This window comes from Pedobacter sp. FW305-3-2-15-E-R2A2 (genome assembly GCF_038446955.1).
Classification (GTDB): Bacteria; Bacteroidota; Bacteroidia; order Sphingobacteriales; family Sphingobacteriaceae; genus Pedobacter.
In genome coordinates, this window is record NZ_CP151803.1 from 3,820,913 (window position 1) to 3,840,515 (window position 19,603).

Sequence of the window (19,603 nt, forward strand, 5' to 3'; positions counted from 1 at the left end):
CATTTTAAAACGATGGCCAGCATCCACTGACCATCGTTTTTACTATTAACTATTAACCTAAATTTTCAATTATTTATTGAAATTCTTTAAGCCACTATTGAGGAATTCAAGGTATTCCCCTGCATTGTAATTTGCACCTGTAGGCGGCGCCAGCAATTGTTCGTCATGACCAAGTAAGACGTAGAATGGCTGGGAATTGGAGTTAAAACGGGCGGCTTGAAAGTCGCTCCATTTATTTCCAATAGTATTTACAGCTTTACCGCTGAATTTAGATTTGAATTTTTCGTTTTCTGCAAGTTCAGTTTTATCGTCTACATAAAGCTGAATGATGACATAGTCATTGTTCAGTCTGCTGAATACCGCTTTATCCGGCCAGACATTCGCTTCCATTTGCCGGCAATTTACACAGGCATGGCCTGTGAAATCAATCATGACAGGTTTCTTCACTTTCTTTGCATAAGCCATTCCTTCTTCGTAATCAAAGAATACGTTGAGGTTTAAAGGGGCATGAAAGATCTCCGAATATTTATGAGGACCTTCCTCATGTTTTACTGCAGGGCCATTGGCTGCACCAGTTAAGGTGGAGGTATACAAGTCGAAATCCTGAGTCGCCTGAGGCGGAAGAAATGCAGATACCGATTTCAAAGGTGCTCCCCATAATCCGGGAATCATGTATACGGTAAATGATAAAACCACTACAGCGATCAATAACCTCGGAACAGAAATGGCGTTCACCGGACTGTCATGGGAGAATTTAAGCTTCCCAAGCAGGTAGAGTCCCATTAATCCAAAGATCACGATCCAAAGTACCAGGAACACCTCCCTGTCAAACCAGTTCCAGTGATAAGCAAGGTCTACATTGCTTAAAAATTTCATCGCCAATGCGAGTTCCAAAAAACCAAGCACCACCTTTACGCTGTTCAACCAACCACCTGATTTAGGTAAGGCACTTAACCAGGATGGGAACATGGCAAACAAAGCAAAAGGAATGGCCAGGGCGAACGAGAAACCAAACATCCCTACTGCCGGCCCCAACAATGCACCACTTGTAGCAGCCTGCACCAGTAAAGTCCCGATAATCGGGCCCGTACAAGAAAAAGAAACCAGGGCAAGTGTGCCTGCCATAAAGAACAAGCCAGCAAGACCTCCCTTATCAGAGTTGGCATCCATTTTATTCACCCATGAGGAAGGCAGGGTAATTTCAAATGCACCCAGGAAGGACATGGCAAAGATCAGCAGTAAAATAAAGAACAAGAAGTTGAAGACTCCGTTTGTGGACAGGCTATTGAGTGCATCCGGCCCGAAAAGGACAGTCACCAATAGTCCCAATACCACATAGATCACAATAATGGACAAGCCGTAAAACATCGCTCTGCTGACCGCTTTTCCTTTCGTCTGACTTCCTTTAGTAAAAAAGCTGACGGTTAAAGGAAGCATCGGAAAAATACAAGGCATCAGTAATGCAGCCAGACCTCCGATGAAACCTGCGATAAAGATGGCGATCAGCCCCTGCTTTTCTTCCTTCTTTACCAGAGGCTTAGCCAAATCTGTAACAGCAGCACTATCCTTTGCCGGACTAACCACGGTAGCGGTGATGCTATCTTTAGGGGTACTATCTGGTTTAATTTCGGTGAATTCTATGTCACTGAATGAGGTATCTGCTTCCTGAGCGAAGGTTGCTGTAACCGACCCAAAAAGCATGAGTAGTCCCATGACGAGCATTTTTATGCTCGTCTGATTGTATTTTAAAATCATTTTCTGCTTACTTTACAGGGATGGAAAATTCAACAGTTTCTGGTGGAAGGCATTGTGAATCATCACAAACCATGAATTCTAAAGTACCTTTAACCGTAGCATTTGCACCAGTTAATTTGATTTTTTGCTGGAAGATCACAGAGTTCTCAAAATAGCCAACGTTCATGTCAAAAGCTTTCTCAAACTTCACGATTGGTTTTGGTTCTGTGGTTTTACCATTCAGCTTGTAAGTCTTTGCTGGTGTAAATTTGAAGGAAGTTTTCACTGGTCCGCCATCTGGTATATGCTGCGAATACAAGTGCCATCCTTCTTCTATACTCGCTTTCAGGTATAAGGTAGCTTCTGTTTTTGAAGTCTTTTTTGCCGCATAGCTCCATTTTACGGGTCTTAAAATCTGGCTGCTCGCGGTCATGCTGAAAAGTAAAGCGACAGCAAATAAGAATAGGTTTTTCATGTTGTTGTTTTTTTATGTGTTAGCAAACTTATATATTAGGTGATATATGGTGGTTATTTTTCTTAACTAATAGTTATTGTTTAATGGCCATTTCTGTATAGGGCATGACAATAATTTTGTTTCCTTCTACCTTAAACTGGATCGATTTTGTGAGTTCCATAATCCGCAGGACCTGTGATAAATTCTTCATCCTCGATACTTGTCCGCCGAAACGGATATTGCTCACCTCTCCCCTATATTCTACATCTATATTATACCATCTCGAAAATTGACGCATGATGCTAAAAATGCTTTCATCATTAAACCAAAATAAGCCTTGTTTCCAATCGATTACTGAACTGGCATCTACCTGACTTACCTTAATATCAGTTAAGACATCAGATTGATCTCCGGGTTTAAGCACTGTTGATTTATTTGACGGGAGTCTGACCTTTACACTTCCTTCAATCAGGGTGGTTTTTACGCCATTTTCATCTTCATAAGCATTGATATTGAAATGAGTACCCAATACTTCGACTTCCTGGTTCCTGGTTTTCACCATAAAAGGCAGGTGTTTGTTTTTGGCGACTTCAAAATAGGCTTCACCGGTAAGCTCGACATTTCGCGCTGCGCCCGTAAATGCCGATGGGTATTTCAGGGAAGAAGCTGCATTTAGCCAAACCATGGTGCCATCAGGAAGGGCAATTCTGTATTGTCCGCCTTTTGGTGTCGCGATGGTATTATAGCCCACTTTTACATGACTTAATCCGGGACGTGCCGTATATAATAACCTTCCATCTGCCGTTTTTGTGATCTGAACGCCAGATTCTTTAGCAATCTCTCCATTGGCCACATCATCCAGCGCGATATGGGAACCATCGGAAAGGGTAAGCACGGCCTTATTGCCACCAGGCTTAATGTATTCTCCTTTTTGTCCGGCAAATTCCAAAGGAAGAACCGTTTTGTTGTATTTTGAATTCAGGTAATAAGCACCAAAAGCTACCGAGAAGAATACCACCGCTGCTGCCGTCCATCTTAAGACCGGGAGGAACGAAACGATCTTCGGCTCTCTTAAGGTCGTTTGCAGCTTAACACGTTCATAAACCATATCCAGTTCTTCTTTTGTGGCAGTGGCCGAAAAATCCTCCGAAGACAAGTCTTCCGTAAAAAGACTTTCCAGTTCCTCACGGTACTCCGGATCATGCAACAGCGATAACAGCTGCTGCTTTTCTGGTACAGTTAAGGTTCCTGAATGGTGACCTGCTAAAAGTGATTTAAATGTTTCTGGTGTCATTACAATGATATAGACAGTTAAAAAGGAAAGTTGTGGGGGTGGTATTTAATTTTTTTTTATTGATTTCTGGAAAACAGCCATAACAGCAGCATATAGCGGTAATTATTTTCCAAAAAAATACGGAGGTTCTTCAGGGCTTTGCTCATGTGCTCCCTTACCACGTCATAGGAAATGGACAGTTGTTCGGCAATTTGCTTGTGACTTAAGCCCTCTTCCCTGCTCAGTTTATAAATCTGCTGTTGTCGCGGGGAAAGACTTTCTACCCCTTTTTTGATGAGCTGTTCCAACTCCCTGAAATCAATGTCATTACCGGAAGCTACTGCGATCTTATGCTTTTCCTCGGGCTGAAATTCTTCCAGTGTCTCCATAGGAACCTGTTTCTGAAGCTCATTGATGAGTTGATTTCTGGAAATGGTATTTAGCCAGGCAGGGAAGCTTTTCACATAAGGCAGTTCCCCTCTGTTGTTCCATACTTTTACAAAGATTTCCTGTACGGCATCCTGTGCCAGAAAGGGGGATTTGAGGTATTTCATGCCCATAGCATACACCTTACCTGCGTACCTTTCGTACAACAGGTTGAATGCGGATTCGTTGCCCCCTGCAACTTCTTCCATCAATTCGAGCTCGGTATAACCTTCGGGTCTATTAAATAACACGGCCTTTATAAAGGATCATATAAAGGCCAATGTTAAATAATTAAAACTTTAGTTTTATCATTTCGCGATGTAAATTTTACAATACGATCGCTGCAGGAATTAGAAACCGCCTCCCAGAGAACGGTAAAGTTCTACTGAAGCGTTGAGTTGTGCTGTTTTTATGCTGGCCAGTTCCAATTCACTTTGAAGAGAATTACTTTGTGCCGTGATGACTTCCAGGTAATTGGCCATTCCGTTTTTAAACAACAGATTGGCATTTTTTACGGCTTGTTGTAAAGTTCCAACCCTGCTTTGTGCAATGGTATATTGTTGTTTCAACTTTTCAATTTTCACCAGTTCATCAGAAACTTCTCCTACTGCGTTCAGTACGGATTGTCTGAATTCAATCACCGTTTTTTCACGATCGATCTTTGCCCTTTCATATTGTGTTCTCAACTGCTTGCGCTGAAAGATCGGTTGCGTGATCCCTCCTGCTACCGTTCCAAACAAGGAAGCCGGGATGTTAAACCAATTGCTTGCTTTAAAGGCATTCAATCCTCCACTGGCAGTAATGCTTAAAGAAGGATATAAACCAGCTTTCGCAATTCCCACCTGGGCATTAGAGATATTTAAAGAAAGCTCTGCGCTTTTTACATCTGGTCTTCTGCTCACCATCGCTGATGGAAATCCTGCCGAAAGTTGTTCCGGAAAGGATATCTTGTTCAGACTAGCTGTTCTTGCGATCGCTTTAGGAAGCTGACCGGCTAAAATACTCAATGCATTCTCCTGGATACTGATGTTCTGCTCCAGCTCCGGAATCAGCTGTGCGGCTACCAATTGTTGCGCCTGTGCCTGCTGAATGGCCAGAGAGGTCACCTGTCCTGCATCAAATTGCATGTGGATGATCTTTAAGGTGCTGTCGCTTAAAGCCAGGTTTCTTTTGGCAACGGTCATTTGTTCGTCCATCATTAATAAACGGTAATAACCTTGCGCTACGTTGGCAATTAAACGGGTTTGGATTGCTTTTTTAGCTTCCGCGGTTTGCAGGTAGGTGGCCAGTGCCGCTTGTTTCTGACTTCTGATCTTTCCCCAGATATCGGCTTCCCAGCTCAGGCCAAGGTTGGCATTGTAATCCTCGATGTGTTTGGTCTTTAAAAACTGGCCTGCACTCAAGCCGTTCAGACTGTTGTCTGAAGGGCGGTTGGTATTGGCAGTAATGTTCAGGTTCAACTGTGGCAGGTTTCCCAGCTTGGATTGTCTGAACAGTAAGTCCGCAGATTCCATATTTTTCAAGGCAATCTGCAAATCGTAATTTCTAAGCAGGGCAGTATCCAGCAAATTCTGAAGGGTCGGGTCTGTAAAAAACTGTTTGACCGTAAGTCCGGCGATGCTGGTCGAATCCGCAGAGGCTGCATTTCTGAACTGCTCCGGAATGCTGGCTTTAGGGATTACGACATCTTTTGAAACTTTACAACCGGCAAGTAGGATCAGGATCACTATCGGTGCAAGTCTGTTTATATATGTTCTCATTAGTTCTATAGCTGTTATTACTGTATATTAAATCAATTAAGAGTAGATGATGTTGGCCTCAGGATTTACAGTTACCCCATGACCGATTTCTTCTGCTACCGGTGGTTTTCCGCTTATTTTCTCCTGAAGGTATTGGAAGATCACAAATAACACCGGAATAATGAACAAGCCCAGAATTACACCGGAGATCATCCCTCCTGCTGCACCAATACTGATCGAGTGGTTACCCAGAGCTGATGGTCCGGTGGCAGTCATCATCGGGATCAATCCCACAATAAATGCCAGGGAAGTCATGATGATCGGACGTAAACGCAGTTTCGCGGCTTCTAATGCGGCAGCGATCAAGGTTTTTCCTGCTTTTCTACGCTGTACCGCATATTCTACGATCAAGATCGCGTTTTTAGCGAGCAAGCCGATCAGCATCACCAATGCCACCTGCACATAAATGTTGTTTTCAATTCCGGTAAGTCCGATCGCTACGAATACCCCGAATACACCTGCTGGAATGGAAAGTACGACTGCTAAAGGCAGGATATAACTTTCATATTGTGCAGACAACAGGAAGTAAACAAATACCAGACACAACATAAAGATGATCGTGGACTGTCCGCCGGAAGAAATTTCCTCTTTCGTTAAACCCGAGAATTCGAAGGAATAACCTGAAGGAAGGTGTTTCTGAGCTACTTCTTCTACTGCTTTAATCGCATCACCAGAGCTGTATCCAGGTTTGGCAATGGCATTCACCCCAATCGAGTTGAACAGGTTATACCTGGAAGCAGTTTCTGCGCCATACACCCTTGATAAGGTAGCTACCGTACTGATCGGAACCATTTCACCTTGTTTGTTTTTAACATACACCGCATCCATCGCCGAAGCATCTGAACGGTCGGCAATATCTGCCTGTACCATCACCCTGTAATACTTACCAAAGCGGTTGAAATCTGAAGCTTGTGCACTTCCAAAGTACGCTTGCATGGTTTGCAGGATGTCTTTGGTGTTGATGCCAAGTTGTTCTGCCTTCTCGTCGTCAATTTTAAGTTCCAATTGAGGATAATCGGCTTTAAAGGTGGTAAAGGCCACGGCGATCTCCTTACGTTTCATCAGCTCACCAATGAAATTATAGGCGATACCGCTGAATTTATCCAGTTTACCTCCGCTTTTATCTTGCAATACCAGGTCCAAACCATCCACGTTACTGAAACCTGGAACTGTAGGGAAGGTAAAGACGAAGAAATTGGCTCCTTTGACAGTAGATAATTTCCCCCTGATGTCGTTCATAATGTCGTTGATGCCTTTTAACTTACCACGTTCTTCCGTTGGTTTGAGCAGGACGAAAGCAACCCCGGCCGAAGGACTGGTACTTTGCGTCATGATGTTAAAACCGGAAAGCACGTTTAACAGTCGGTTCGACTCTAAAGGCATCAATATTTTTTCTGCTTCTTTCAATGCTTCAGTGGTACGCTCCAGAGAAGCACCAGCAGGCATAGATAAAGCGATGGCAATAAAGCCTTGATCTTCAGAAGGAATGAATCCTGTAGGTGTTTTTTTAACCATCCAGATGGTAGACAGGGTGATGATGATCAAACCTGCAATACCTACCCATTTAAAACGGATCAGGAACCTTAAACTACCAATGTATTTATTGGTTAAGCTGTTAAAGCCGCTGTTAAATCCAATGAAGAAACGTTCTTTAAAGGTCGTCTTTACTGCTTCGTGTTTATTGGCATGTGGATTTTTAAGGAACAATGCACAAAGTGCAGGACTTAAGGTCAATGCGTTTACAGCAGAGATCACAATAGCGATGGCCAGGGTAAAAGCAAACTGTCTGTAGAATACACCTGTAGAACCTTCCATGAATCCTACCGGTAAGAATACTGCCGACATCACCAACGTAATGGAGATGATGGCTCCGGTAATTTCCTGCATGGCAGAAGCTGTTGCCGCTTTTGGAGACAAGTTATGGTGTTCCATTTTGGCATGCACCGCTTCCACCACCACGATCGCATCATCGACCACAATACCGATGGCGAGTACCAGGGCAAATAAGGTCAGGAGGTTGATCGAGAAACCAAAGAGCTGCATGAAAAAGAATGTTCCTATGATCGCAACCGGTACGGCAATTGCCGGAATCAACGTTGAACGGAAATCCTGAAGGAAAATAAATACCACAATAAATACCAGGATAAAGGCTTCAATGAGGGTATGTTTTACCTGATCAATAGATTGGTCCAGGGATACTTTAGTACTGTAGAGCACATCATATTTTACGCCTTTAGGAAAATCTTTCTCTGCTTTTTTCATGAAGTCCTGAATCTTGATCTGGATTTCATTGGCATTGGAACCTGCAAGTTGCAAGATCCCCACATCAATTCCGGGCTTTCCGTTGATTCGGGTTAAACTTCCATAAGTATACGCACCGAACTCTATTCTCGCTACATCTTTAAGTCTTAATATAGAACCGTCTGCATTGGAACGGATCACCATATTTTCATAGTCCTTAGGTTGGTTCAGCTTGCCTTTATACTTGATCACATATTCAAAAGCATTCTTGCTGCTCTCTCCGAATTTTCCGGGAGCCGCTTCTACGTTTTTGTTTTGGATCGCGGCCATTACTTCATTGGGCATCAGGTTGTAACTGGCCATCTGCGCCGGATTTAACCAAACCCTCATCGAGTAATCCTTGTTTCCACCAAAGATGCTGGCAGAACCTACACCAGGGATCCTTTTGATCTCCGGAATCAGGTTAATCTGCGCATAGTTGGCCAGGAAAGTCTGATCATAATCCGATTCTTTATCGGTGTACATATCCAGTACCATGATCAGACTGTTCTGTTGTTTGGCAGTGGTGACACCGGCTTGTACCACCTCAGCCGGAAGCTGACTGGTTGCCTGTGCCACCCTGTTTTGTACGTTTACAGCAGCCTGATCGGGATTGGTTCCCAGCTTAAAGTAAACGGTGATCACGAGTGATCCATCATTACTGGCAGTAGAGCTCATGTAACTCATTCCCTCTACTCCATTGATGGATTCTTCCAGGGAAGGTGCTACTGAACGCAATACAGTTTCCGCATTTGCACCCGGATATAGTGCCATTACCTGTACGGCCGGCGGCGCAATATCAGGGAATTGTTGGAGTGGTAATTTTGAGAGTCCGAGCACTCCAAAGATCACTAACAGAATAGAGATCACAGTGGCAAGGACCGGTCTTTGTATGAATATCTTAAACATGACTGGTCTTAATTAGCGGCAATTTTTAATGTTTTTTCTTCTTTTGATACTTCAGGAGTGATGGCATCTCCGTCTTTCAGGATTTCCATTCCTTTGGAAACGATCCTGTCTCCGGATTTCAAACCATCTTTGATCAGGTAATTTGTACCACTGATCCCGATAACTTTGATCGGCTGTTTGGCTACTTTATTGTCTTTACCTACGGCATATACGAACACCTTGTCCTGTACTTCTACGGTGGCCGACTGAGGAACCATCATCGCATCCTGATGTTGCAGGCTTAACCTTACTTTACCTGTATTTCCAGATCTCAATAAACCGGAAGCATTTGGAAAGCTCGCTCTCAAAGTGATGGAACCTGTTGTTTTATCAAACTGTCCATCGATCATATCGATCTTACCTTTTTCGGCATAAGTACCATTATCGGATAACACCAATTCTACAGGAGGAAGGTTTTTCAATTTTCCGGCAGCAGTTGCTGAAGGATATTTTTCTTTGAAACTGATAAAATCAGCCTCGCCTAAAGAAAAATAAACGTGTACCTCATGTACATCAGAAAGGTTGGTTAAAGGCAAAACATCTGAAGGGGAAACCAGGCTTCCCTGTTTCTTAGGCAAACGGCCAATGTATCCGCTTACGGGAGCTTTGATGAGGGTATAACCTAAATTGATCTGTGCCGTACCGACACTTGCTTTTGCCTGGGCAACATTGGCTACAGCGATCTGATGCGCCGTTTTTGCCGTTTTTAGCTGGATGTCCGAAACCACCTTGTTTTGTACAAGAGGAACGAGTTTATCGACTTCAAGCTGTGCATTTAATACGGCAGCTTCTGCAGCGCGTTGATTTGCTTTGGCATTGTTCAACTGCTCTGTAAAAGGAAGGGAGTTGATTTTGAATAAAGGTTGTCCTGCTTTAACCAGGGCGCCTTCGTTTACCAGAACCTGTTCTAAAACACCGCCTACTTGTGGACGGATTTCCAGATCTATCGCACCTTGCACGGATGCAGGGTATTCCTGATAAGTGGTTTCTGCGCTCTTAGTGATGGAGATCACAGGCAATGAAGGCGCTGGTGCTGTGCTGGCAACCTGCATCGGCTCGCTGGAACAGCCAAAAAGAAATATGGCGGTGGAAAGTAAAATTATTGTTTTCATAACGTTAGTAGATCGTTTAACAGTGTTAAGTGATTGCGGGAAGTTGGGGTAATATTTCATGATATGTTTGATTTAAAGAGGGTGTAACGTGGATAAGTAATTTAACAGTGTTAAGTAACTGTTAATAAAAAAACGGATTCTGATTAAAACCCGTTTGCGATGATTTAATCGTTGATGTATTTTATAATTCCTTTGAGTGCATCTCTCAGGATGTGTTGATTTGTTTCATTGTCGGTACCTTTTCTTACAAAATTGATGGAAATCAAGCCATGTACAACAGACCAGAAGGTGAAGTATTTCCTACAGACCAGGTCATCATTGATGGGATCTGCGGTCATCAGCTCCTTAATGGCATCGCAAATAATGTTTGTGGTTCCCTCCGCTTCCGGAAAGGCTTTCATCATTTCGCAACAGTTCATATCTACGCCATACATGAGCTGATACAGCTCTTTATATTTAAAGGCAAAATTCCAGTAAGCCAACCACATGCCTTCCAGTTGATCTTCCGGAAGCGTATGTTTGCTTTTTTCTGCTTTCAATTCCTGTAATAAGATGATGTATCCTTTTCTGGTTAATTCCAGGAGAATGCCTTCTTTATTGGCAAAGTATTCGTAAATGATTGGTGCGGTATATTCTATCTTATCCGCAATCTTTCTCATACTGAGTGATTGCCAGCCATCTTCTTTCACGATTTCCAGAGCTGCATCTAGTATATTGAGTCTTGTTTCCTCTTTCAACCGCTGTATGCGTTCTTTACTTCCCATTGGTTTAGAAAATTGAATAGTGTAAATAATTTAACACTGTTAAGCAAATGTACAGCGCATTTGGAATATTAATATCATTACTTTGTCAAATACAATAAAAAGCCCTTCAGATGTATCTGAAAGGCTTTTTTATTTGTGTTTTTTCTTTACTTAATCAATTGAGAAAAGGAATTGACATTTTTTCTCTTGAAACCGATCTGTCCCTGGAGCCTCCCCTTTCCGGCATCCAGCTTAGTTGCGGTCAATGTCAAATGGGTAAACGGTTCAAGGTAGGAATTTAGCAGAGGAAATTGTTTTTGCGCTTTAATCCGGTTGAAGTCTGCTGCTGCATAGAAAAAATACGGGCTCCTGATCAACTCCGTCTGGAAGTTATCTCCTTCCTTAGTGCTCAACTGCCAGCCATCGTCTTTTCTGGAGCTAAAAACCTGATACAATGGAAACAGTTCCTTGTTCAATTGATTGGTATCGTTAATGATGTTTTTCATTTTCAGATACTTTAGCATAAGATCAGGATTGCCGCCAAAGCTGAGTTTCAAATGAGGTACCGCTGTTGCTTTGAGTGTGGTCTGTGCAACTTTCTCAAAGTCGTCATTGTATTCGTAAGTGATGACCGGCTCTTGCTGGGTAATGTTCTTCCCCAGTTCCAGCGAAACATAAGCACCGTAAGACTTCAGCAAGCTGTCGGACTGCAAATTGAAATTCTTGAAATTAAATTCCTGATGTGCTAAGAAAGCAGTCAGTCCTGCGTTTAGCCAGACTTTTAAGGCAGCATCTTTAGCAAAGCTATTTCTATAACCTGTTTGCCCGGGAATTCCTAAGTCTGAAATCGGGAAAGTACAGTCGACCAGCGCCTGCCCGTCTTTGAAATTGATCTTTCCCGAATACTCGTTGAAATTCCAGCTCAGGTGTCCTGTTGCTTTTTTCAAAGCAACCATTTCCGGAGCTCCGGGATCCATCATATTCTTCTGCTCCAGTAAATCATTCAGAATCCCCATGACCGCCTCTTTTTTAAAACTATAGGCCATGGCAAGGCTGTTCGCATTGTAAACCACAGTCAGCTTTTGATCTGCGGAGCTTCCTGTGATGGTTCCATTTGCGTTTCTTAGAAAGGTCTTCAGTTTAAAAACACGTTTCAGGTATGGTTCAAGCGCCGCGCTGTCGGCTACCGGTAAGGTACAGAAATAAGTGCCGGCAGATTTCGAACGAAGGGTATAAACAAAGATATTTGCAGGTAAAGAAATTCCCCTTGGGCTGCTTCCCTCCTTTTTGCCCTCGCTTAAATAATAGCCAGGGTTGCTGATGAAATCCGCTGACATGGTTTGAAAGATTCCATCAAGATTAATCTTGAAAACCAGGCCTGCATCTTTATGAATCTTGTTTTGATACGAACGGTATTCCCGGAATTGCAAGTACCCATAAACGGAAATCAGCAGCAATATGATTATTGCTGCTGATATTTTTAATATTTTTTTCATCGGATGTAATTTCATCAGAAAATATTTGTCTTTTCGTGTGGTAATGAGACCATCATGATGGTCTCATTACCACAGTATAAAGCTGCTTCATCAGAGATCGTATCCTGATGAAACAGCCTTTTCACTACTTCAGATTTTCAATCACTGAGAACAGATATTTCAATGAATTTTTTTGATCTGCTGGTGTATCCATGCTGATTTCTCCGGCAAAGGTATTGCCATTCATCGGATAAGACCTGATATAAATATCTCCCAAAGAATTCAATGTTTTATTGGCTTTCTCGATTTTAGCAGGGCTTCCAAGTTCTTCAGCAGGAATTTTTCCTGCCAGTCTTTTCGGACTGAAGTAAGCCGCATAGTTATTCCCTAACAATGCGCTTTTATGTTTGCCGGAAACCTTAGCCTGATACGTATTGCTTACAATCTGCTCCATTTCCGTGGCATTGGTACCTAAGAAAATCACCCCTTCTTTAATGGCGAAATATAAGGCGAGCGGGCTTTTAGGAATGGTCACTTCATAATAGCTGTTCTTACTTTTTACTACTTCTTTTTTTACACCATAAGCGATCAGTTTGTTGATCAGTCGGGTATCTTCAGTAGAGATCATTGCAAGGAAGTCCGGCAAAGTCTCTTTTTTCGTTTTCATAACTTCAGTAGTCTCAAAGTTTTCTTCGTTATAATCGTAAGATTTATAAGAAACTTCTTTTTGAGACAATCCGTTGAAAATAAAGATTCCGTCACCTTTGATCACTTTACTGATGGCTTCTTCATCTAATACTAAAGAGAAAAGGTCTGTCGCCATTCCGATTTCATCTGAATAAAGTGATCCGTAGATTTTAGAAACCAGTTTTGGGTATTCCTGCAGATACGCTTTAGTATCCATTGAATAGGCCATGTAACCAATCAATTTATCTTCATTTACATATTTTAGAAAGGCCTTGTTTAGTTTTCTCTGGTGTATTTTCTTCAATACGCTGCCCATCTCTTCGCCAAAAGTCATTGCAGAACTGATGCGAATAGATTTTTCTTCCAGATACAATTTCGCATTTGCTGTTCCATAACCACTAAGGAAATTGAAATCCTTTAGATATGGAGTAGAAGGCATAAATGCTTTACCTAGTTTTTCTACACCTGCAACCCAAACACTGATTTCAGCTTTCTGATCTATGTTTTTAGTAAAGTCTGCGTTTTTCATAATGGAATTCTGGTCGGCACCAGCAAAAGCACCATCTATCATTTTAACCGTCCAACGCGCTACAACCGCAGTTTTGATCGTCTTGTCTTTGTAATAAGGTGAGTTTTTATCGTCGTAATAAGAGTAAGCCGTGTCTGCCATAACTGCTACACTATCAACAGCTTCTGCAGCTGCGGAGGCTGCATCCATATAGATATCTTCTGCAGGTTGAACCTTAACTGGTTTCTTTTTATAAGATTTCTTAGCCGATTTCTTTCCTTTTAATTTGGTTTTTCTGGATTTCGCCGACTGACTGCCTTTCTTTTTAACTCTTGCGCGTGGTTTAGGCTCCTCTACCATTACTTCAGTGGCATCCATTGCCTGATCGCCGGCCGCATCAACAGCGACATCTACCGCCTCCACTGCTGCAGCTGAATCTACCGCAACCGCTTCCTGGGCTACTTCGATAGCCGACATTCCGAAACGTTCACGAATTTCAGGGCGGTCAAAATAAGCACTTCTTCCATCCGCCAATACCATCAGTAACATTTCATCATTCCAACGCATGATCTTCGAAGAGTCTGCATTGAAAAATGTTCTTTGTTTGCCATTGATGCTGAACTTCTTACCTGATTGCTCAAAGACTTTGTCCAGCTGAGCCAGATTTTTTACCGGAGCAAGAAAGCAGTTGTAGCTAACGCTATCGTTCGTTTGATTGTAGTAATAGAATGAAGAGGACAGGTTAAATCCAAAATCTTCCACACTGTTATAATTGTTGTTTTGTTCTTTTGCCAGTTTACTGAACATTTCCTTTCCGATAAACGTATTGTTGAATTCCTCAGCGGACATCAGTTCAAGGAAGTTGTTTCCCTTAATCGTCATCACGGCCATGGCATCAGCTGGTATTTTACGGGAAAGGTCCTGGGCATTAACTGTCAGTGTACCGAGTAGAAAAGCACTGGTAACTGCAGATTTAAAAAAGTAATTCATGCGTAGATTGATAATTTAGATAGGTAAAAATGTAGATTTATTTAGATAAAACAATTTTATTTGAAATATTGGTTTTCCCGTTGATCAGGCCTAACATGCCGGTATTCAGCATGACTGCTTTTTTTGTCTTAGATACTTTGGCCAGGGGATTTGAACAGGTGCTTACCGGTTTTTCAAAACGGTAAATGCTGGTATAACTCGCTTCTTTAAATACGTTTTTAACTTCTGACTTGAGCTTATTATATTCGGTCAGGGCTTCTTTGGTGTGTGCGTAGCTTCGTTGAAAAGTATTGGTTTCCGGATTATAGCTGTAAGAAGAATTGTTGACGGCCTTAATTTTCATTTTCTTCAGCACATTTTGATTGACATTATTGATGTTGGAAATGTTCTTGAATGCAAAGCTGACACTGGCGATATAATTTTCCAGATCAACCGTCTTTTTCACATTGCTGATGCCGGGTGAGTTTTTAAGGTAAGCAACCACCTCATCCATTTCTTTGTGAATCTTTTGCTTTGAAGGAACTTTATACCCATTTACGCTATCTAAAAGCATAATAGAAGCCACTTTTGTTTTACTCGCACTCAGATTCACCGTCAAATTTACGGTCCCTGAGCCATTGGCAGCAACGTTAATTTCTTCTATAATCTGAAAACAGGAAGAAAACATGCCTACCAATAGTATTAATATAAAGTACCCCAAATTTCTCTTTATCATGTGCGATTTAACAATATTAAAAATATATAATTTCGCAAAGATATAATTTAGTCCTTTAATATTTAGGATGAATATGCATCTGTAGGCTTTTTGTATACTATTTCAGTGACTTAACAATTTCATTTAGCAAATATTCTTTAGGATCTGACGCATATTCCCAGAACATCACCCCGGCCATACCCTGATTGGTCACATATTTGCACTTCTCCCTCACCGACCATTCGTCATCATAAGTGATTAAAGTACGGCTATCGGCATTGAAAAGATAAGAAGCTTTTGCATCCTGATCTTTAAACTCTTTGAAACCTTTTTTATTGATCAGACTGTCTCTAATTTTACTAAAGCCGCTTCCGAACTCCCCGGTAACATAACCTGCGCCCAATCCTGTGGTGCTTCCTGCTGCTACCTTCGAGTTTCTTCCGTAAAAGGCAATGCCCATCACCAGCTTCGAGGCAGGTACTCCGCCAGCGATATAAGCCCTGATGGCTTTATCTGCCGAGTTTTCTGTTGGATAAAGTTTGGAAGGATATAAATTAGTATGGTGTCCGGCGATCTTCCCGGAATAGAAATCATAAGTCATGAGGTTGATGTAATCCAGATAAGCAGCGGCCTTATCCATTTCCGTATGTTTTAGAAAATCTGGAAAGCCGCCCACAGCGGTGGTCAGTAATTTCTTTGCGCCGCTTTCTTTTTCCAGCACATCAAGTTCCTTTCTCAATGCCTCAAACATCAGTGTAAAATTCTGCTTGTCTTCTGGTCTGACCACATTTCCCTCTTCTCCGGCCTGGGCCGGGTATTCCCAGTCAATATCCACCCCATCCAAATGATACTTTCTAATAATATCTACTGCACTTATAGCAAAAGCAGCCCTGGAAGTATCCGTCAGCATGGCATCTGAAAAGTTTTCACTCCATGCCCAACCGCCTATGGAAATCAAAATTTTTAAAGCCGGATTTTTCTTTTTCAGGAGCAAGAGCTTGCGGAAATTAACGGTATCTGTTTTTTCATTGGTCAGAAATGCACGGTTACGCTGGACATCCACAAAAGCATAATTGATATGTGTCAGTTTCTCTGCAGCGATCAAATCGGCATTAACAAGGCCCCTGAAGCCACCTACGTAGCCAATTACGACTTTCTGAGGGCGCTCTTTCTTCATAGCGCCAAACAATATCACCAACAGGAATAAAACCAGCGTTCTTTTCATCTTCATAAAATCAATGTTAATTTCATTTCTATTAAAGCTATCAAATATTATGATAAAATGAAAAGGATGTCGAGGCAAAGCCCCTTGCTATAACGACAGCCGTTGCATGTAATTAAAGAATTACCAAAATATAAAAAAAAATGAGCCTTATCTCCCCTAATAATTGCAATTTAGGCCTCAAAATGAAACCGGCATGAACAACAGTATCACCTTAAAGGATATTGCGAAAGCGCTCCATCTATCTACTTCCACGATATCCAAAGCCCTGAACGACAGTTACGAAATTGGTGAGGAAACCAAGAAAAGAGTGATGGCTTATGCCAAGGAACATCATTATGTTCCTAACCGGATGGCCAAGGGTTTAAAACAAGGAAAAAGCAGGTCTATTGGCGTGGTGGTTTGCTCATTGGATAACAATGTGATTGCGCAAATGCTGGATGGGATTGATAAGGTCAGCACAGGAAAGTCTTACCAGATCATCATCATGCAAAGCAAGGAGTCTCAGGCACAAGAGATTGCCTGTATAGATTTATTGTATGCCGGAGGGATAGACGGTCTGCTCATTTCTCCAGCCTGCGAGACGATCGATTTCAGCTACCTTAAAGCCTTGCAGGCTTCGGGTTTACCAGTGGTACTTTTCGACCGGCTGACGGATCAAATGGAGACCCATAAGGTCGGGGCCGATAATTTTAAAGGCGCTTATGATGCCACCATGCATTTAATTGAAAACGGATACAGGCGGATTGCGCACTTAAATACCAATACCAACCTGAGCATCTCTATCGATCGTCTGAATGGATATAAAGCGGCACTGGCTGATCAGAAAATCGAATTTAAAACGGCCTATCTCAGGTCTTGTGACTATACGGATACGAACCGGCTCAATGCGGATCTGGAGCAGGCGATCAAATATTATATGTCTTTACCGGAACCACCGGATGCGATCTTTACCACAACAGATCAAATTACCACCAGGTGTGTCACTTTGCTGAATAAATTAGGCTATCACATCCCCGGGGATGTTGCTTTGATCGGATTCACCAATACAGAACTGGCCGATGCCATGAACCCTGCGTTGAGTACCATACATCAGCCAGCTTTTGAAATCGGACAGCTTGCTGCCGATAAATTGATTTCTTTAATTGAGCGGAAGCATCCGGAAGAGGGTTTTGAAACCATTAAGTTAAAAACCCAGATCCTGGTGAGGTCTTCCAGCCAGAAGAACTAATAATTTCCGGTAATGCCCAATTCCAATCCACGCAACTCTGCAAGTCCGCGTAAGCGTCCTATTGCGGAATAACCTGGATTTGTTTGTTTATGGAGGTCATCCAGCATCTGGTGACCATGATCAGGACGGAAAGGAATCGGTTGTTTCCGAAGTGCATTTTCCTTCACGATTGCTTTCATTACCTCATACATATTCACATCGCCACCCAGATGGTCCGCTTCATAAAAGTTTCCTTCTTCATCTTTGGTCACATTTCTAAGGTGTAGAAAATGAACCCGTTCTTTTACCGCTTCGAAGATTTCAGGCAGGTTATTGTCCATCCCTGCACCCAATGATCCGGTGCAAAAGCAAATGCCATTAAATTCCTGATTTACACTGTTGATAATGTGAAGCAGATCCGCTTTAGTGCTTGCAATTCTTGGAAGCCCTAAGATCGGATAAGGAGGATCATCGGGATGAATGGTCATTTTGATGCCCTCTTCTTCACAAACTTCGGAGATGCCATTCAGAAACCAGATCAGGTTTTCTTTAAGTCCTTCCGTACCAATGGCTTTATATTCGTCAATACTGCTGCGCAAAGCTTCCAGCTCGATTTCTTTTTCATTCGGAATGCCCATCAGCACATTGATCCTTAGCAGCTCCAGTTCTGAGGGACTTAATTCGGCATAACGTTGCGCTGCTTTGGTACGAATCTTTTCCTCATAATCTGCTGCTGCTCCTTCTCTTTTTAAAATGAAAAGGTCAAAAACGGCAAGGTCTGTCCAATTAAAATAAAGCGCTTTGGAACCATCTTCCATCACCAGGTCCAACTGCGTACGCGTCCAGTCGAGCACAGGCATGAAGTTATAACATACCGTTTTGATTCCGCAGGAAGCGAGGTTTTTCAAGCTTGTTTTATAATTCTCCAGATACTGACCTGCATCTGCACGCCGGGTTTTAATGGCTTCATGAACAGGTACACTTTCCACTACTGCCCAATTTAATCCGGCAGCTTCAATAATTGATTTGCGTTCCTGAATGTCAGCCAATGGCCAGACTTCACCATGTGGGATATGGTGTAGCGCGCTGACAATCCCAGTTGCTCCTGCCTGTTTAACATCCTGCAGGCTTACCGGATCAGATGGCCCGTACCAGCGCCAGGTCTGAGCTAATTTATGATTCTTTTTATCCATTGTCTTATACGCCGCTATAGGCATTAAATCCACCATCAACTAATATTGTTTCTCCATTTACGAAAGCAGAAGCATCGCTCAGCAAATAAATCAGCGTTCCATTGAGCTCTTCCGGATTCCCCAGTCTGCCGAAGGGTGTATGGTTTACGAAACGTTGTGCACGATCGGTATAAGAACCATCTGTATTCGTCAACAAAGAGCGGTTTTGCTCGGTTAAAAAGACACCAGGTGCCAGTGCATTCACCCGTACACGGTCGCCATATCGTTGAGCCAGCTCTACAGCCATCCATTTGGTATAACCTTCTATTGCAGTTTTTCCCATGGTATAGCCCAACACTCTTGTTAAAGGTCTCTGTGCAGCCAGTGAAGAGATGTTCACGATAGAGCCTTTTCCTTTCTCTGCGATGACCCTTCCAAACACATGAGTTGGAAGCACCGTTCCGAAAAGATTGAGCTCTACCGCTTTTTGAGTATCTGCAATATTGATATCGAATATGTTCTGATCAGGGGCAATCGTTGCCCCCGGAATGTTTCCACCGGCTGCATTTACGAGGCCATCAATGGTTCCCCAGGCATTTAAAATTTGTGTTCTTGCTGCAATCAGGGCTTCTTCATTCAACACATCAGTGATCACTGCGATGGCTTCACCCCCATTTACGGTGATGGCTTTCACCCTTTCATTTGCTTTTTCTTCATTTCTGCCTAAAATGGCCACTTTAGCTCCTGCAGCAGCGACTGCCAGGGCAAATGACTCTCCCAGTACACCGGTAGCTCCGGTGATTACAATCACCTTATTTTCTAATGAAAACAGATCTTTGCCATTCATAATTTAAGTTTATATAGGTTAAATACTTC

Annotated in this window: 15 protein-coding genes; 1 reads left to right on the forward strand and 14 read right to left on the reverse strand. The window is 42.4% G+C overall.

What is annotated here, in order from left to right; all coding sequences use genetic code 11:
* Nucleotides 1–69: 69 nt before the first annotated feature.
* The 12 genes from AAFF35_RS15210 to AAFF35_RS15265 form a co-directional block, all read right to left on the reverse strand.
* Nucleotides 70–1,755 carry a cytochrome c biogenesis protein CcdA gene (locus tag AAFF35_RS15210; RefSeq protein ID WP_342327373.1) on the reverse strand — a complete coding sequence of 562 codons (1,686 nt, stop codon included), beginning with the start codon at nt 1,753–1,755 and terminating at the stop codon, nt 70–72.
* Between the two features lie 7 nt (nt 1,756–1,762).
* A complete protein-coding gene (locus AAFF35_RS15215; RefSeq protein WP_342327374.1) occupies nt 1,763–2,209 on the reverse strand; it encodes a protein-disulfide reductase DsbD N-terminal domain-containing protein in 447 nt (148 codons plus the stop codon).
* A gap of 73 nt (nt 2,210–2,282) precedes the next feature.
* Nucleotides 2,283–3,482 (reverse strand): FecR family protein, encoded by a 1,200-nt coding sequence (locus AAFF35_RS15220; RefSeq protein WP_342327375.1) that lies wholly within the window; start codon nt 3,480–3,482, stop codon nt 2,283–2,285.
* A gap of 56 nt (nt 3,483–3,538) precedes the next feature.
* Nucleotides 3,539–4,138 (reverse strand): RNA polymerase sigma-70 factor, encoded by a 600-nt coding sequence (locus AAFF35_RS15225; protein ID WP_342327376.1) that lies wholly within the window; start codon nt 4,136–4,138, stop codon nt 3,539–3,541.
* Nucleotides 4,139–4,237: 99 nt separating this feature from the next.
* Nucleotides 4,238–5,647, reverse strand: a complete 1,410-nt coding sequence (locus tag AAFF35_RS15230) for an efflux transporter outer membrane subunit (protein WP_342327377.1) — start codon at nt 5,645–5,647, stop codon at nt 4,238–4,240.
* Nucleotides 5,648–5,683: 36 nt separating this feature from the next.
* On the reverse strand, nt 5,684–8,875 hold the full coding sequence (locus tag AAFF35_RS15235) for an efflux RND transporter permease subunit (protein WP_342327378.1): 3,192 nt from the start codon (nt 8,873–8,875) through the stop codon (nt 5,684–5,686).
* Between the two features lie 8 nt (nt 8,876–8,883).
* The gene (locus AAFF35_RS15240; protein ID WP_083362012.1) at nt 8,884–10,026 is read right to left on the reverse strand and encodes an efflux RND transporter periplasmic adaptor subunit; all 1,143 of its coding nucleotides are present in this window, start codon (nt 10,024–10,026) and stop codon (nt 8,884–8,886) included.
* Nucleotides 10,027–10,190: 164 nt separating this feature from the next.
* Nucleotides 10,191–10,790, reverse strand: a complete 600-nt coding sequence (locus AAFF35_RS15245) for a TetR/AcrR family transcriptional regulator (protein WP_342327379.1) — start codon at nt 10,788–10,790, stop codon at nt 10,191–10,193.
* Nucleotides 10,791–10,936: 146 nt separating this feature from the next.
* Complete coding sequence (locus tag AAFF35_RS15250) at nt 10,937–12,265, reverse strand: hypothetical protein (RefSeq protein WP_342327380.1); 1,329 nt, start codon at nt 12,263–12,265, stop codon at nt 10,937–10,939.
* 124 nt (nt 12,266–12,389) lie between these two features.
* A complete protein-coding gene (locus AAFF35_RS15255) occupies nt 12,390–14,429 on the reverse strand; it encodes a hypothetical protein (protein ID WP_342327381.1) in 2,040 nt (679 codons plus the stop codon).
* A gap of 37 nt (nt 14,430–14,466) precedes the next feature.
* Nucleotides 14,467–15,144: a hypothetical protein gene (locus AAFF35_RS15260; protein ID WP_342327382.1), complete on the reverse strand. Its 678-nt coding sequence runs from the start codon at nt 15,142–15,144 to the stop codon at nt 14,467–14,469.
* A 97-nt stretch (nt 15,145–15,241) separates the two neighbouring features.
* Nucleotides 15,242–16,354, reverse strand: coding sequence for a glycoside hydrolase family 18 protein (locus AAFF35_RS15265; RefSeq protein WP_342327383.1), 1,113 nt, complete (start codon nt 16,352–16,354; stop codon nt 15,242–15,244).
* 187 nt (nt 16,355–16,541) lie between these two features.
* Here AAFF35_RS15265 and AAFF35_RS15270 point away from each other — a divergent pair, with 187 nt between their 5' ends.
* Complete coding sequence (locus AAFF35_RS15270; RefSeq protein ID WP_342327384.1) at nt 16,542–17,576, forward strand: LacI family DNA-binding transcriptional regulator; 1,035 nt, start codon at nt 16,542–16,544, stop codon at nt 17,574–17,576.
* Here AAFF35_RS15270 and uxuA read toward each other — a convergent pair.
* Together uxuA and AAFF35_RS15280 are read right to left on the reverse strand one after the other, a co-directional pair.
* Nucleotides 17,573–18,748 (reverse strand): mannonate dehydratase, encoded by a 1,176-nt coding sequence (gene uxuA / locus AAFF35_RS15275; protein ID WP_342327385.1) that lies wholly within the window; start codon nt 18,746–18,748, stop codon nt 17,573–17,575. The genes AAFF35_RS15270 and uxuA overlap by 4 nt on opposite strands.
* A gap of 4 nt (nt 18,749–18,752) precedes the next feature.
* Nucleotides 18,753–19,574 (reverse strand): SDR family oxidoreductase, encoded by an 822-nt coding sequence (locus AAFF35_RS15280; RefSeq protein ID WP_342327386.1) that lies wholly within the window; start codon nt 19,572–19,574, stop codon nt 18,753–18,755.
* Nucleotides 19,575–19,603: the final 29 nt, after the last annotated feature.